The sequence below is a fragment of the Bifidobacterium sp. UBA744 genome (assembly GCA_002298605.1).
Taxonomy (GTDB): Bacteria; Actinomycetota; Actinomycetes; order Actinomycetales; family Bifidobacteriaceae; genus Bifidobacterium.
Genome location: DBKS01000059.1, coordinates 1 through 12875, shown reverse-complemented (window position 1 = coordinate 12875; position 12875 = coordinate 1). Strand labels below are relative to the sequence as shown.

Below are 12875 nucleotides of genomic sequence, written 5' to 3'. Positions count from 1 at the left end.
GACCAATGACTGGATGATGCTCGTCACCTTCTCCAACGGCGAGACACGGATCTTCGACGGCACGCGACTATGGGGCAAACCCGTCTACGAGCCGCTGCGCAACCAAACCGTTTTCAACGACTTCGCCATCGACCACGGCATCCTCACCTGGGACAACGGCCGCATCGACATCGGCACCAACAACCTCTATGACTTGTGCTACCCCTACGGCACCGTTCCGATTGCCGACAACGACATCATCCACCCACAACAAGAACCTGCGCACTGAACCACGTAAGAACAGCCAACCCATTTGCCGCGCCTGCGTACGCGATTTGCGCAACGAGGCCATCACCCTACGCGGGAACGGCTTGTTTCCAATGTTCCGTACTGCCGTTACGGCCTCCCGCCCAAGACGGTCTCGATCATCGGCACGTTCCTCGTCGCCACGACAACCTCGCTGACCGGCAACGCGTCAACCGGCGTGCTCTCCATTGCCATCCTGCTGATCGTCGCCCTCATCTTCCTCGCCCTGCAGACGGATCCCGCGAAAGCCTGGAGCCCGCGCACGCCGAACGATCCGCAAACGGTTCGGGGATGTTCCGTCCCGAAACGTATCGTTCCATGATGTCACGGTCGTCGCCAGTGTAGATGAAGCGTTCCAACCGTTCCTCGGGCGACAGGTCCAACGGGCTGTCGTCCTCCCGAATAATCAAGGCGTCGAATTCGTATCCAGGCTCGAATGATCCTACCTTGCCGAAAAACGCCCCGCCGACTTTCGTGGCCATGTGGAACGCCTCCGGCAGAGTAAGCGGCTTGTCCTGCTCATGGCCGGCTTCAAAGGTCTTGGCCTTCGAAGCTTCGATGCTTTTGACGATATGCCGGTTCATGTTGGGCTCATGGCCTCCGGCGACATCGCTGGCAATGCTGACCTTCAGGCCATAGTCGAGGTCACGGCGCACGGGCATGATGCCGCTGGTCAGGTTGAGGTTTGATTCCGCGCAATGGGCGAGCCACACCTTATGATCGCACAGGATTCTGCGTTCAGGCTCGGTGAGCCACACGCAGTGGGCCATGACGGTCCGGTTCTCCGGCATGAGCCCGTACCGCTCGTACACTTCGGCGTAGGTGGGGATATCCGGGTGAAGCTCGCGCACCCATTCGACTTCGCCGCGGTTCTCGTCCAGATGAGACTGGACGGGCACATGGTACGCATCGACCAGCTCGCCCAATCCCTTCATCAACGCCGTCGTCGTGGACGGCACGAACCGTGGGGTGATGATGAAGCCGACATCCGGGGTCAGCTTGCGCGATTTGTTGATGAGCTCCTCGGTGCCGGCCAGGCTCGCATCCGTATCCTCGACCAGATAGTCGGGGGCATTGCGATCCATGTTGACCTTGCCCACCATCGGTTTCAGCCCGGATTCCTGGCACAGCTCCATGAGGTGCAGGGTGGCGTCATTGTGCAGCGTGGCGAATGCGCTGAACCGGAGCGTGCCCACCTTCCACATTGTGCGGACGAACCGCTTGTACCAGTAGTCGGCCACTTCGGGATCCGAGTATGTGGCCTCCGCCGGGAATGTATATCGTTCCAGCCACGGGAGGAGTTCGCAGTCGAAACCGAGCCCGGCGAGCGGATACTGCGGTGCGTGGACGTGCAAGTCGTTGAACCCGGGGATGATGAGGCATCCCCTGCGATCGACGACGGCGATATCCGCATAGTCGCCGGTCAACGAGCCGACCGCATCCACCACGTTCCCGTCATCGCCGACGATGACGTAGCCGTCTTCCAAAACCGTGAAACGCTCAGACGTGGACGTATAGAGGACATCTCCACGATAGGCGATCATGCTTCCCCTTTCCCTAGGATGCCGTGCAGCCCGCCGCTTGCGACACACCCAGTATGGGAGGGATTCGGTAACATGCAGATTTCGAATTGTTTCGAATCAGCGCTCAGGCGATGAACTTCAGGAAGGCGTCGGCTTCGGCGGAGAGTTTCGCACGATCCTCGTCGGACAGGCCGAGGTCGCCGGTGCCGAACGCTTCGGGAGCGAGCCCCACACCGGTCTGCTCAGGCAGCAGCTCGGACTGGTAGCTCAGAACTTCGGCCAGCTTGGCCAACGAGCCGGCGCCGGCGGAACGAGGGCCAGCCACCGCGGAAATCGCCACTTTCTTGCCCGCCAGCACGGAAGAGGATGCGGCCGGGAACGGCTCGAGCGGGCGGGAGAGCCAGTCGAGCAGGTTCTTGAGGTAGCCGGTGTAGCTGTAGTTGTATTCCGGGGAGAAGAACCACACGCCGTCGGCAAGCACCACGGCTTTGCGCACCTCATTCACGGAAGCCGGAGCCGGAAATTCCTGATCCTGATCGAAGAACGGCACCGCGGAAAAGTCGAGGAACGACACTTCGGCGCGATCGCCGATCAGTTTCCTGGCCTCATCGGCGAGCTGCTGGTTGAAACCGTTCCTGTGCTTGGACCCGACGACAAACAAAATCTTCGACATGACATGTCCCTCTCTGTGATATTCCGTACCATCCTCCCCATTGCGCACCGCCGGACTTGCAACCGGCCATGGACTGCGGGGCTCGCGTATATTCTGCAACGGCGCATATGACATACTCCGCCCTCAGCGGATAAGGGCGGTATTGCAACGATCAGCGGCATCAACCGTAGCAGTCAGGTGCTACGGTTAGAGGCATGGACCTTAGGCTTCAGCTTGACGATCACAGCGCCGTCCCGGCCGGCGAGCAGATCGCCTCACAGCTCATCGGATTGATCCGGATCGGCGATCTCGCCGACAACGACGCGCTGCCGTCGATCCGGCAGATGTCCAGCAGCCTCGGCGTCGCCACCGGCACCGTACGGCACGCCTACGATATGCTCGCCAACCGCGGCCTTATCGTCACCGCCCCCGGCAAAGCCGCACGAGTCGCCCGTCATGGACGCGCCTCATGCGATGTGCTGGCGGCCGCCCAATGCCTGATTGAGGCGGCACATAGGGAAGGCGTCGATTTGACCTCGATCACCAGCATCATCACGGCAAGCTGGGATATCGAAACGGTTCCTGCGAAATAATCGAAACGACAAGGGAGGCAAGAATGAGCGGAACTGATATTGCCATGATCGTGGCATGCGCGCTGCTGGCGCTCTGGGGATCGGCGCTGCTGTTCGCGGCGGACTGGGTGTGGGGCATCGTCTGCCGGCTGACGGGCATCTACAACGAGCCCAGCCGCGGCACGCTGCTGTTCGCACGCATCTGCGGCTTCATACTGTTCTTCTTCGGCATCGGTTTCGTCGTGATGAAGATCCTCTAGTCAGAAATCCTCTAGTCAGGCCGCTGATGTGGTGGGCGGCATGTACGCCAGCCCACACGCCGCCCACCACAACCCCCGTTGGTGACTTACAGCCAGTCAAGCGGCGGCTTGGACCGGGGCGCGGGGAATCGGGCATCCAATATGTCCAGATCCTCCGCCGTCAAAGCAATGTGCGGGGCGTCGGCGTTCTGCCGCGCATGCTCGACCGTCGACGCCTTGGGAATCGCCACGGTTTGGCCATCGCGCATCACCCACGCAAGCAGGATCTGCGCAGGCGTGGCGTTATGATGCCGAGCCACGTCGCCCACGACCGGATCGCCCAGAATCCCGTACGACAGTCGGCCACCTTGCGCCAATGGACAATATGCCATCATCGTCACGCCATGCCGCCTCATCCAGGGCTGAAGCTCTACCTCCACACCGCGCGAATCCAAGTGGTACAGCACTTGGTTCACCACGCATGCGTCACCGCCGGGAGTGTCCCACAGCCGCCGCATATCGTCCACGTCGAAATTCGACACACCCCACCGACGAATCAATCCCTCGCGTCTCAGCGCTTCCATGCAGCCGACGGTCTCGCGCAACGGCACCGAGCCCGGCCAATGCAGCAGATACAGATCCAGATAGTCCAAACCCAGCCGGGCCAGCGAAGCCTGGCAGCTGGCACGCATATGATCCTCATCGGCATGCGAGGGCACCACCTTGCTCACCACATACACGCTGTGGCGAGGCACATCTCGCAGAGCAGCACCCACCAATCGCTCGGCCCCGCCGTCAGCATACAGCTCCGCCGTGTCGACCAGCCGGACGCCCCGCGCCAGCCCCTCTTCCAGCGAGGCGATCTCAGAGCGTTCGTAACTCGACTCCTCCCCCATATGCCATGTTCCCATGCCCAGCAATGGCATGTCACTGCCATCGGCAAGACGCACCGTCCGAGCGACTTCGTCGCATCCCTTGATGTCCATTATGCTTTCAGTCTCCTCATCACCGTTGATCGGGGGCACTGCTCATATATACCCCACCACTGTATACTTCACCTCTACGTAACGCAACTAGGATGGCGGATATGGACGTTATATTGCAGTGGCTCGGCGGCAACGCCTCGAAGATTTGTTTCCTGCTCATCGTGCTGGGGTGCGCGGTGGCCGCCAACCATGCCACGCAACGATGGATGCGCCGTCTGCTTGACCGCACCGACGTGCCGACCGCGTCGATTTTCATCAACATCGTGCGCGCGGTGATATGGATCGTGGCGATCTGCATGGTACTGCAGCCGGTGTTCGGCATCAACCCGAACACGATTATCACCGCCCTTGGAGTCGGCGGCGTCGCCCTGTCCCTGGGCTTGAAAGACACCATCGCGAACATCATCGGGGGCTTCGGGCTGATGCTCGGCAAGGTGATCCAGCCCGGCGACGAAGTGACGATCGCCGGCGCCACGGGAACGGTGAAAGACATCAACTGGCGTCACACCGTGGTGCGCGAGCGCAACGGCAACGAGTTGGTGATCCCGAATTCCGTGCTCAACACCAAAGAGCTCAAGAAAATTCCCGCAGCCAATGAGGCGGCGGCAACAGTGCCATTCACCGCACGCGCCGGCTTTCCAACGGACCGCATCGCGCAGGAGGCCGTCGAACTGGTGCGGGCGGCAACTGACGATATCGCGCTCGAGGGGACCACGCCGATGGTGAAATTCACCGGATTCTCGCCCTATGGCATTGAGGGCGAGGTATGGGCGTTCGCCCGCGAAGGCGTGTATCTGTCCACGATGTCCGATCGCATCACTCGAGCACTGGCCGGCGCCGATTTTCTGGAGCAGCGGGCCGCCGCCCCGCAGGAATAGCCGGATGTGGCGGCCCGTCTGCGCCGCGGGGGGGCACAAGCCCGGCCGCCGCATCCGATCAGCGCAGCACACCCTCGATCAGACGCGTGATCAATTCGGTGTAGTTCACGCCAGTGGCCTCCCATGCCTTGGGATACATGGAGATCGGGGTGAAGCCGGGCATGGTGTTGATCTCGTTGATCATCACCGTGCCGTCAGGCGTCACAAAGGTATCCACACGGCTCAGCCCGGCGAGTTCAAGCGCCTTGAACGCCTTGACGGCCACCTCGCGCACGCGCTCGAGCGTCTCCTGTGGCAGATGCGCCGGTACCTCCACATGCGAGGCCGAGGAATCGGTGTATTTGGAATCAAAATCATAAAACTGGTCATCACCGTCATTGCGACGGTCCAGCACAATCTCGCCGGGCCAGCTGGCGGCAGGCTCGTCCATCGGATGCGGCGCCAAAACAGCGCATTCCACCTCGCGACCGTCAATGCCCTGCTCAACCAGCACCTTCCAGTCATGCTTGCTGGCTTCAAACACCGCGGCGGCCAGCTCGACGGCATCGCCCGGATGCTCGACCTTAGTCACGCCAAAACTCGAGCCTCCGCGGGAAGGCTTCACAAACAGCGGGTAGCTCAGCTTCGCCCGCTCGACATCCGCCAGCATCGCGTCGGCGTTCGCAGCGAATGCCGAACCGACATCAAACGAGCGGGTGTCGAACATCACACCGGGGGCCGTGGGAATACCGGCGGCATTGAGCACGACCTTGGTGAAATGCTTGTCCATGCAGGCCGCCGACCCGAAGACGCCGCATCCCACATACGGCACGTCCATCATTTCCAGCAGCCCCTGCACCGTGCCATCCTCGCCATACGGCCCGTGCAGCACCGGCAGCACCGCATCGACATGGCCGAGCGACACCGTGCCGCCATCGGCCTGGCGGGCGAAGAAACCGTCCTGCTTCAACGCCATGTCAAGCATGACCTGACGCGAACCCGGAGTGACCTCCACGCTCGGCAGCGAGCCACCGTCCAGGTTCCAGCCGCGCGGATCCTCACCGTTCACAATCCACTGGCCGTCACGAGTAATGCCCACCGGAATCGGATCGAACTTGTCCAGATCCATGGCGTTGAGCACTCCGGCCGTCGAGATGCACGAGATGGGGTGCTCGTCCGCACGCCCGCCATACAACACCACAATCCGCTTCTTGGCCATAACCGTTCCACTCCTCCAGGTTCTCGGGCGACCGCCTCGCCATCGCCATGTCTTCGCCGGACAGCCGCAGCCAGCCGACGCACCGGGTTTTAAGATTACTCCGCCGTGATTTCGGTACCGAACAACTCGCTTAACATCTGCTCACAACTAATACCCTGATGAAGCACATGGCTCATTGCGAACGCCAGCGGAGTCGGAACCTTGAGCTGGTCACCCAGCGACACCACGGCATCCGTGGTCGGCACGCCCTCGGCCACGCCGTTCGACACCCGCGTGGCCTCCTCGACGGACAGCCCCTTACCGAGATTCGCACCGAACGTGTAGTTGCGGCTCAGCGGAGATCCGCAGGTGGCGATCAGATCGCCCACGCCCGCCAAACCGGCAAAAGTCTTCGGATCGGCACCGGCGGCCTTGCCCAAGGCGGTCAGTTCGGCCAGGCCGCGCGTTTCGATCATCGCGGCGGTGTTCTCGCCATAGCCGGCGCCACGCGCCATGCCCACGGCGAGCGCCACCACATTCTTCAGGCTGCCGCACATCTCCAAGCCGATGACATCGTTGGAGGTGAACGGGTGGAAATAGCTGTTGGAGCAGGTCTGAGCCACTTTGGCGGCCGCATACGGATTGGCCGAGGCGATGACGGTGGCGGAAGGTTCGCGCGCGGCGATCTCCTTGCTCAGATTCGGTCCGGACACCGCCGCAAAACGATGCTCCGGCAGGCCGAGCGCCTCGCGCACCACCTCATCCATGCGCTTGTTGGTGCCACGCTCAATGCCCTTCATCAAGCTGACGACAATCGCGGTCGACGGGATCAGGTCGCGGAACGACTCCAACGCCTTGCGAGCTGCCTGGGCGGCTATCGCGACCACGATGATCTCGGCATCGCGAACCGCTGCGGCGCGGTCACCGGTGGCCGTCATGGCATCGGGCAGGCGTGGCACGGACGGCAGACGTACCTCATTGCAGTGCCGGTCGCGGATGCCCTCCACAATCTCGGGCTCGATGGCCCACATCGTCACCTGGTTGCCCGCATCCGCGCAGACCTGACCGAAGGTGGTGCCCCACGCACCCGCTCCAAGAACCGTTACATTGGCCATACCGTATCACTCCTCACTGCCTTGGCGATGAATGTCAATGGGTTTGCGGCTCATGCTGCGATAATCCCAGTAGCCGCCGGCCGGGAATGATTCGCCGCGAATCTCCTCAAGCAGCACATTGAGCCGCTTGAACACGCGATCCGTCAGCTCGTTCACCGCATCGGCGGGGGGCTCGTCGCCCCAGGAACCCATATCAGCCAACAAATCACCGTAGTGCAACTGTTCGTCATAGCACATCACCACGTTTTTACGCGGCCAGGGCCACCATTGATTAATCGAGGCCGCGCCCCACGTCGACGCGCAGAACAGCGGCACTTCAGCGCCAAGTCTGCGGGACGATTCGAGCGCGATATATCCCACGCCCTCCTTGATGCTCATCACCCATTTTTGCGGATCGCGGGTCACCGTGCCCTCGGGCCAAACCGTCAGCGGACGGCCTGAGGTGAGAATATTCACCGAAGTCTCTTCGATCTGCTTCGCCTTGCCGGAATGACGCTCGACCGGCTGCATGCCCACCAACTGGAACCATTTGCCGATCACCGGCCAGGAAGCCATCTCCGCCTTGGCCATATACCGCGGTCTGCGACCCATGTGGAACAGGCTCATCATCGGCACGAACACGTCGAACATGGTTACATGCGACGCGGCGGTGATGAACGGGCCGGCCTCCGGCACATTCTCCAAGCCCCAGGCCTTGACTTTGCACCGATTACGGAACACAAGCGACACGCCTTCCAGCAGACGGGCGGTCGCCTTGGGATTCTGCGCGTTGATCTCGGCGGTGTTCGGCCTGCGCGGACCGGTCGGATAATACCGTGTTGGATCTACGAGCCGATGCCGACGGGCAAGTTCAGCCACCCGCTCATCACTCAGCGGTCGCACGGCGGAACGCGGCGACGGTTTTCCTTTGGATGCCATAACCCTTATTGTGCCGCAGACGGCGTATTTTCGACTCCATGGGCCACATAGCAAGCGGATGACACCTCACGCGGGCGTATGCCGCGCCGATCAAGCACCGAAAGACGTCCCGACGATCCATCCCATACTCACGCACCCAAGCGGCACCAGCATGGTCGCCGCCAAATACAATCCGGCCATGCCGAAATGCTCGTTGCGGGCCAATGAGGCAATCTCGTTGATCGCCGTTGAGAACGTGGAGAATCCACCGAGAAAACCGGTTACGAACAGCATATAGGTGGCGTTTGGCACGGCCATGCCCACATGCGCGCCGGCAGCGACACCAGCGCAGAACGTGGCGATCACATTGATCACAAACGTGGATAGGGGGAACAGCCGCTTCCACCAGCGCTGAATCGACGTATTGAGGATAAAACGAGCCACGGCGCCCAAACCGCCGCACAGACAGATCAACAGGAACGTCATGCCACAGACCCTTCGCCGGTACCCGAGTTCTGATTCGCCACGTCGATGATGCGTCCGAAACTCGGGGCGTCACCATCGCTTTCCACCACCTGGGGAACCTGCACCGGAGTCGGACCGTCCCCCGGCTGATCCGGAGTCGATTCCTCCAGTGGGTCCGGCTGTTCCGGCTCCGTCCCGCTCTCAGCCGAAGCCGGTTCGGCCTCAGCCGGAGCTGTCCCCGCCGCAACGGACCGCATCTCAACCGCGGGAATCTCAACAGTCAGCATCTCCTGATCACCGGCCAGGGCCCCCCGTTCAACGACGGGATCCGCATCAGTCGATGGAAAGACCAGCGACGGCACCGATGCGGCGGCCACGTCCGGAACCGTATCATCACCGGCGTCGGGACCTGCGAGCACCGTCCGAGGGTCGGTGACGGCATGCTCCTTCACCACCGGTTCGGCGGGATGGGCGGCCAAAAACGCATCGGCGGCCGCATCGGCCTCTTCGACGGTGGTTTGCCGATTCACCGTCTCATCGACTTCACGGGCCCGGCGACGGGCGGTCATACGCACGGCAAGGCTCGATCCGGCAAATGCCGCCAACAATCCGCAGGCGAAGCTCATCACCTCGTAGAACACCACGCCGGCCAGATCGCCGCCGTTGAAACTCATGAGATCCTCAATCACCAAGGCGCTCAGCGTGGAGAACCCCCCGCACATGCCCATGCCAACGCCATGGCTCACAACGCTACGAGTGCGCTGCGTCAGCCACGAAGACTGACTCATCATCATCGACAACCACGCGTACACACAGCAGGCGATCATATTCGCAGCGAACGTCGCGGTATGGAAAGCGGAAAAAAAGCCCGCATCGGCAAGCGGCCGGGGGATCAGCAGACTCATGCCATACCTCAAAGCCGTGCCGAAGCAGCCGCCGACAAACACCACCACATACAGCAGCCAGTCTTCCAACGGCGAAACGGAACGGGTTCCGTGCACCCCACCCGGTTGCGAACCCACCTGCGTAATGGCGGTCTGCGTGACGGTTTCCGGGTCGAGGGGATCGTGAGCGGAACGAGACATTGGCATCCTCCAATACGAAGCGAAAACGCTGATCAGTCGATCAGAGAATGGATCTGAATGATGTGGTCACGCTGCGGACCAGTGCCAATCGCGGAAATACGGCAATTGCTGATCTCCTCAAGACGCTTCACATACGCCTGGCAAGTGGCCGGCAGCTCCTCGAAGGAATGGACCTGCGAAATATCCTCGTCCCAGCCCGGCATGGTCTCATACACCGGCTTGGCGGCGGCGAACGCGGCCTGGTCGGTGGGCATGTCGTCGTAGCGGGTCACCGTGCCATCGGCGTTGGCGACCTCATACGCCACGCAAACCGGGATCTCCTTCAAACCGGTCAGCACATCGAGCTTGGTGAGCACCAGGTCGGTCAGACCGTTGACTTGGCTGGCATAGCGCGTCACCACCGCGTCGAACCATCCGCAACGACGCGGGCGGCCAGTCGTCACGCCATATTCATGACCCTGGGCGCGCAGCCAGTCCCCACGCTCACCAAACTGCTCGGTGGGGAACGGGCCCTCGCCAACACGGGTCACATAAGCCTTGGCCACGCCAATCACACGGCTGATCTTGGTCGGCCCGACGCCGGTGCCGGTGCACGCGCCGCCAGCAGTCGGATTGGAGGACGTGACGAACGGATAGGTGCCATGGTCCACATCAAGCATCGTGGCCTGGCCGCCTTCGAACAGCACCGTCTTGCCTTCGTCAAGCGCCTGGTTGAGCAGCAGGCCGGTGTTGGCCACATACGGCTTGAGACGCTCGCCGAGCTTCAGCAGTTCTTCGGTGGTGGCGTCCACATCGACCGGGCGACGATTGTACAACTTGACCAGCATCTGGTTCTTCTGATGCAGGCTCGCCTCCACCTTGTCGTGCAGATGGTCGGCGTTGAACAAATCATGCACGCGAATGCCCACGCGATTGATCTTGTCCGCATAGGCCGGGCCGATGCCGCGACCGGTGGTGCCGATCTTATGCTTGCCGAGGAAGCGTTCGGTGACCTTGTCGATCACGCGGTGATACGGTGCGATGATATGCGCGGCTTCACTCACCTTCAGGCGCGAGCAGTCCACACCGCGGGCCTGCAATCCGTCGATCTCCTCAAAGAGCACCTCGACGTCCACCACCACGCCATTGCCGATCACCGGGGTCACATTCGGGGAGATGATGCCGGAAGGCAGCAGATGCAGCGCGTAGGACTCGTTGCCGACGACCACCGTATGACCGGCATTGTTGCCGCCGTTGAAACGGGCCACATAATCCACTTTGGTGCCGATGAGATCCGTGGCCTTGCCTTTGCCTTCATCGCCCCATTGTGCGCCGATTAACACGATTCCTGGCATATTTGACCTCCGCCGATGAAGTATGCGCCGATTTTTCGCCGCTCCACAGACTACTCCACGCCCTAAACCGCCGGCCCGGGCGGCATAAACCGACATCATGGCCGGGCTTGGAGCCACCCGTCCAGACCTCCGCCACCCACATAGAGGCAAACGGCCGCAAAACGACCGCGCACCATGCTCCGCGACGCACGGGAAAGCCATAGAATAAAACCCAGTGGAAGGAAAGGGATTCAGCATGGAGAACCGCGATGACGCACAGAACGACGAAGCCATGAACGATCAGCTCGCGAACGTATCCGACCAGGACATTCCGGAACTGAACTTCAACGGCAGCGCCTACGGCTCGCAGCATAGCCGATTCCCCGGGGGAAAGCGCATCGGCACAATCGTGGCGGCAGTACTGGCCGCGCTGCTGGCACTGGGTGCCGGCGGATACGGCGCCGGCTGGTACTGGTACAACAATCTGCGCTCATACCCCGTGTTCATCGACAGCAAGGTCACCACCGTCCGTGCGGGCGACAGCCTCGGGAAAATCCTCAGCGACAACGCCTACTTCGGCAAGAACCCGGGCAAATTGATCTCGCTCACCGGCAAAGTCATCGATGTCCAGGGCGGCGACCCGGTCAAGGTGGAACTCAACGGCAGCGAAGTTCCCACCAACGAGCTGACATCCACGCATCTCAAGGAGCAGGACCAGATCACGCTCACCAACGGCGGCGACGCCACCGAAGACCACGACGTGAAAACCGAGACCGTCCCCCACGGCAAAAAGGACACCAATATCGTCACCGGAGGCACCATTCAGCTCCATCTGCCCGGCACCGACGGCACCAAGGAGACGTGGGTGGGAAAGCGTTCCGGCGAAGTCGTGGACAAGGGCGTCACCAAGCAGCCGGTCGACGAGCAGACCACCGCCCTCACGCCCAAGGTGCCATCCGACAAGAAGGTCATCGCCCTGACCTTCGACGACGGGCCAAGCCAATACACCGAACCGATGCTTGACATTTTCAAGGAGAAAGGCATACACGTCACCTTCTTCAACATCGGCGTGCAAGCCGCCGAAATGCCCAATGTGGTGCAGCGCATGATCGACGAGGGCCATCAGGTGGGCAACCATTCCAACACCCACCCGAATATGCCCAAGATGAGCACGGAAGCCCTGCGTGCCGAGCTGCAATCCAGTTTCGACAACAACGCCAAGGCGGGTTCCAACTCCCGCATGTTCCGCTCCCCCTACGGAGCCTTCACCAATCAGGATTGGGACCGCGCAGGCGACCTGATCTCCACCAACGTGCTATGGGATATCGATACGCTTGACTGGAAGCTTCCCGGCGCGCAGGCCATTCACGACGCGGTGATGAGCCACGCCTATAGCGGCGCGATCGTGCTGATGCATACCGGTGGCGGCAATCGCCAGCAGGATGTCGACGCGCTGCCCGGCATTATTGATGACCTGAAGGCGCAGGGCTACGAATTCGTCACCGTCAGCGAGCTCATGGCGATGGACACCGAGCAGCGCTTCCCCGATTGGGCCATCAAGGGAGAACTTCCTCCCCAAAACTGATCGCCCAGTCCTCAACAAACACATTGACCCATGGAATCTGTCGCTTTCCCGACAGGATCCATGGGTCAATGGCGTAACACAAGTGGAGCGGATGACGGGAGTC

14 protein-coding genes and 1 pseudogene are annotated in these 12875 nt (G+C 61.6%); 6 read left to right on the top strand and 9 right to left on the bottom strand.

Features of this window, described 5'->3' with window-relative positions; genetic code table 11:
• A partial coding sequence (locus B2994_RS06625; protein WP_291527582.1) for a DUF2442 domain-containing protein occupies positions 1–268 on the top strand: 268 nt, incomplete at its 5' end.
• 123 nt (positions 269–391) lie between these two features.
• Positions 392–535 (top strand): annotated as a pseudogene (locus B2994_RS07590) (MFS transporter); the annotation flags it as partial.
• Here the strand turns inward: B2994_RS07590 and B2994_RS06620 are convergent.
• The gene (locus B2994_RS06620; RefSeq protein ID WP_291527581.1) at positions 498–1829 is read right to left on the bottom strand and encodes an amidohydrolase family protein; all 1332 of its coding nucleotides are present in this window, start codon (positions 1827–1829) and stop codon (positions 498–500) included. The pseudogene B2994_RS07590 and the gene B2994_RS06620 sit on opposite strands and share 38 nt — an antisense overlap.
• Positions 1830–1932: 103 nt before the next feature.
• On the bottom strand, positions 1933–2481 hold the full coding sequence (locus B2994_RS06615) for an NADPH-dependent FMN reductase (RefSeq protein WP_291527580.1): 549 nt from the start codon (positions 2479–2481) through the stop codon (positions 1933–1935).
• 194 nt (positions 2482–2675) lie between these two features.
• On the opposite strand from B2994_RS06615, the gene B2994_RS06610 reads away from it, so the two are divergent.
• Positions 2676–3053: a GntR family transcriptional regulator gene (locus tag B2994_RS06610; RefSeq protein ID WP_291527579.1), complete on the top strand. Its 378-nt coding sequence runs from the start codon at positions 2676–2678 to the stop codon at positions 3051–3053.
• A gap of 23 nt (positions 3054–3076) precedes the next feature.
• The gene (locus B2994_RS06605) at positions 3077–3292 is read left to right on the top strand and encodes a hypothetical protein (protein WP_291527578.1); all 216 of its coding nucleotides are present in this window, start codon (positions 3077–3079) and stop codon (positions 3290–3292) included.
• Positions 3293–3378: 86 nt separating this feature from the next.
• Here B2994_RS06605 and B2994_RS06600 read toward each other — a convergent pair whose 3' ends face one another.
• Complete coding sequence (locus B2994_RS06600; protein WP_291527577.1) at positions 3379–4257, bottom strand: aldo/keto reductase; 879 nt, start codon at positions 4255–4257, stop codon at positions 3379–3381.
• A gap of 101 nt (positions 4258–4358) precedes the next feature.
• On the opposite strand from B2994_RS06600, the gene B2994_RS06595 reads away from it, so the two are divergent.
• On the top strand, positions 4359–5135 hold the full coding sequence (locus B2994_RS06595) for a mechanosensitive ion channel family protein (protein WP_414630658.1): 777 nt from the start codon (positions 4359–4361) through the stop codon (positions 5133–5135).
• Positions 5136–5193: 58 nt separating this feature from the next.
• On the opposite strand, the gene B2994_RS06590 is transcribed toward B2994_RS06595, so the two are convergent.
• The 6 genes from B2994_RS06590 to B2994_RS06565 form a co-directional block, all read right to left on the bottom strand.
• Entirely contained in the window at positions 5194–6333 is a 1140-nt protein-coding gene (locus B2994_RS06590; RefSeq protein WP_291527575.1) for a D-alanine--D-alanine ligase family protein, read from the bottom strand.
• 95 nt (positions 6334–6428) lie between these two features.
• Positions 6429–7427, bottom strand: a complete 999-nt coding sequence (locus B2994_RS06585) for an NAD(P)H-dependent glycerol-3-phosphate dehydrogenase (RefSeq protein WP_291527574.1) — start codon at positions 7425–7427, stop codon at positions 6429–6431.
• A gap of 6 nt (positions 7428–7433) precedes the next feature.
• On the bottom strand, positions 7434–8345 hold the full coding sequence (locus tag B2994_RS06580; protein WP_291527573.1) for a lysophospholipid acyltransferase family protein: 912 nt from the start codon (positions 8343–8345) through the stop codon (positions 7434–7436).
• A gap of 90 nt (positions 8346–8435) precedes the next feature.
• The gene (locus tag B2994_RS06575) at positions 8436–8810 is read right to left on the bottom strand and encodes a fluoride efflux transporter FluC (protein WP_291527572.1); all 375 of its coding nucleotides are present in this window, start codon (positions 8808–8810) and stop codon (positions 8436–8438) included.
• Positions 8807–9874, bottom strand: coding sequence for a fluoride efflux transporter FluC (locus B2994_RS06570; protein ID WP_291527571.1), 1068 nt, complete (start codon positions 9872–9874; stop codon positions 8807–8809). Before B2994_RS06570 ends, B2994_RS06575 begins: the two co-directional genes overlap by 4 nt.
• Positions 9875–9906: 32 nt before the next feature.
• Positions 9907–11208, bottom strand: coding sequence for an adenylosuccinate synthase (locus tag B2994_RS06565; protein ID WP_291527570.1), 1302 nt, complete (start codon positions 11206–11208; stop codon positions 9907–9909).
• A gap of 235 nt (positions 11209–11443) precedes the next feature.
• On the opposite strand from B2994_RS06565, the gene B2994_RS06560 reads away from it, so the two are divergent.
• Positions 11444–12772, top strand: coding sequence for a polysaccharide deacetylase family protein (locus tag B2994_RS06560; RefSeq protein ID WP_291527569.1), 1329 nt, complete (start codon positions 11444–11446; stop codon positions 12770–12772).
• Positions 12773–12875 lie beyond the last annotated feature (103 nt).